Annotated in this window: 1 protein-coding gene; it reads right to left on the reverse strand. The window is 33.2% G+C overall.

Annotation, left to right across the window (positions count from 1 at the left end; genetic code table 11):
- Positions 1–104: 104 nt before the first annotated feature.
- Complete coding sequence (locus ACIPNH_RS00450; protein ID WP_400770850.1) at positions 105–1,298, reverse strand: bifunctional 2-C-methyl-D-erythritol 4-phosphate cytidylyltransferase/2-C-methyl-D-erythritol 2,4-cyclodiphosphate synthase; 1,194 nt, start codon at positions 1,296–1,298, stop codon at positions 105–107.
- Between the last annotated feature and the right edge of the window lie 278 nt (positions 1,299–1,576).

The following is a 1,576-nucleotide window of genomic DNA, read 5'->3' on the forward strand; positions in this document are numbered from 1 at the left end:
ACGTTGAGTTTTTTTGTCATTTAATCTGTACAGAGAAGATAAATAAATAGCTTCAGTTTCATGATAAGGGGCTGGCGAAGGGTGTCAAGTAAGTTTTTTCGTTTCTATTTCCAATAAAAGTTTGTATGCAATAACACAGAAGCATGCACTGCTATTCCTTCATTTCTTCCAATATAACCTAATTTCTCTGCAGTGGTTGCTTTGATATTTACAGATTCATCATCAATTTCTAATGCTTTTGATATGAATTTCTTCATTTCTACTTTGTAAGGCGATATTTTAGGCTCTTCACAAACTATAGTAATATCTAAATTAGACACGCTGTACCCTTTTTCTTTTGCTTTTTTAGCAGCAAAGTCAAGAAAGTGAGATGAATTGCAATCTTTCCATTCAGAGGAACTAGGAGGAAAGTGCTCTCCTATGTCGCCACATCCCAGTGCTCCGAGTATTGCATCAACGATTGCATGTATTGCAACATCACCATCAGAGTGCGCTTCTATTGCCATGTTGTGTTCAATTTTCACACCGCAAATTTTTATAAAGCTTTCAGCACCATTTTGAACTTTAATGAACTTATGTATATCATAACCGGCTCCGACACGAAATTTTGGCTCTTCAAAAAGAAGCTTTGCCATATTGATATCCTCTTTTGTGGTTAACTTAAAATTGCTTTTCTCACCTTTAATAATCGCAACATGTTTTTTGTGCTCTACCATTAGTGATGAATCGTCAGTAAATTCTTTGACTGATTGATGGCATGATAATAATTCTTTGAAATTAAAAATTTGAGGGGTTTGTATGGCTCTGAGCTTTCCTCTTGAGATCGTAGATTCAATAAAACTATTACTCACCAATGACATAGTGTCTTCAACTTCTATTGCTGGAACTACTCCTGTATATTGATCATTAATCATAGATTCAACCAAGTTATCTATCAGAACATCTGACACAAAAGGCCTACAAGCATCGTGTATAACTACAAAATCTGGGTTAATTTTTTGTAAGCTTTCAAGCCCTAGTTTAACTGAACTTTGCCTGTTTTCTCCTCCGTATACAGGGCTTAGTAATTTAGTGTCTGTAATTAGTGATATAGCTTTCTCATAGAAACTTTCATGGTCTCTATTAATTGCTATTCTTATGTAATCTATATATTGGTTAGCCAGAAATCTTTTAATTGTATGAAATAAAACAGATTTACCTGCCAGTTTTATATATTGCTTAGGAATCGTAGAATTGCATCTACTGCCTACTCCCGCTGCAACTATTAATGCTGCTATTTTGTATTTCTTAGCGCACATATTTCTTTTTGTAGAAGCTTTCCTCTCTATCCAAGATTCTTTCCGAAAAATAAAATTTCTGACATCATATAAAAGTTACTTCCCCTATTAACTAGCATAATTATAATAGCAAAAGAGATATTTAGAGAGCTCAAAATCTATCTTTGCCTGCGGATTAAACAACTAAATTTTAGTAAAAAACGATAGTATTACAAATCGTAAAATACTTTCAACATAGGAAAAATAAATTGCATATTTTTCAGTAAATTAGCTATGCTAAACACATGCAAAAACGTCAT

The sequence above is a fragment of the Wolbachia endosymbiont of Drosophila barbarae genome (assembly GCF_044752445.1).
GTDB classification, from domain to species: Bacteria; Pseudomonadota; Alphaproteobacteria; order Rickettsiales; family Anaplasmataceae; genus Wolbachia; species Wolbachia pipientis.

Bases quoted from the DNA above. Each gene is read 5' to 3' on its own strand.
- ACIPNH_RS00450 (WP_400770850.1), bottom strand. From the start codon at position 1,298: ATGTGCGCTAAGAAATACAAAATAGCAGCATTAATAGTTGCAGCGGGA.